We start from the raw sequence: 957 nt of genomic DNA on the forward strand, positions 1-957 counted from the left end.
CAGCCGGCCGGCCAGCAGGCGCAGCCGGTCCGGCCGTCCGCGGGCGGCCAGCAGCATCGGCAGGGTGGGGCCGGGGTCGCGGTCGCGGCGCATCCCGGCTTGCTGGCCCGGCCGGATCGCCACCGCAAGCGCCGCTCCGGTCACGCCTGGCGGCGCGGCATGGCCCGCCTGCGCGATCCGCCCTTGCCCCGCGCGCCCTCGGCTGCCACACACCGCCCCGTTTGCCGACGCAACGCCGCCGCCCGCGCCGGGCGCCCGGCCCGCCGCGCGGTGTCCTGGCCCTGGAACCATGACCGAAGACCTGCCCAACCCCGCGCTGCTGCCTTCCGGCCTGACCGACCTGCTGCCGCCCGAGGCGGCGCATGAGGCGGCGCTGGTGGAGGCGATGCTCGCGGTCTTCGCCGGCCATGGCTATGAGCGCGTCAAGCCGCCGCTGCTGGAGTTCGAGGATTCGCTGCTGGCCGGCTCCGGCGGCGCCGTCGCCGACCAGACCTTCCGGCTGATGGACCCGGACAGCCACCGCATGATGGGGCTGCGCGCCGACACCACGCCGCAGGTGGCGCGCATCGCCGCGACGCGCCTGGCCGATGTGCCGCGGCCGCTGCGCCTCTCCTATGCCGGGCAGGTGCTGCGCATCCATGGCAGCCAGCTGGCGCCGGAGCGGCAGATCCCCCAGGCCGGCATCGAGCTGATCGGCGCCGACTGCCCCGAGGCCGATGCGGAGGTCGCGCTGCTCGGCGTCGAGGCGCTGGCGGCGATCGGCATCCAGGGCGTCAGCCTGGACCTGACCCTGCCCACCATGGCCCCCGCCCTGCTGGACGCCGCCGGGGTGCAGGGCGCGCTGCGCCGCAGGCTGGCCCGCGCGCTGGACCGCAAGGACGCCGCCGCCGTGCAGGAGCTGGCCGCCGAGGCCGGGCCGCCCGCCAATGGCCTGCCCGGGCTGCTGACCGCTGCCGG

At 77.6% G+C, this 957-nt stretch carries 1 protein-coding gene; it reads left to right on the forward strand.

Annotated elements, in window-relative coordinates; all coding sequences use genetic code 11:
- Positions 1 to 289: 289 nt before the first annotated feature.
- The coding region (locus tag HMPREF0731_RS21910; protein ID WP_007006448.1) for an ATP phosphoribosyltransferase regulatory subunit at positions 290 to 957 on the forward strand (668 nt) is incomplete at its 3' end.

The sequence above is a fragment of the Pseudoroseomonas cervicalis ATCC 49957 genome, assembly GCF_000164635.1.
GTDB lineage: Bacteria > Pseudomonadota > Alphaproteobacteria > Acetobacterales > Acetobacteraceae > Pseudoroseomonas > Pseudoroseomonas cervicalis.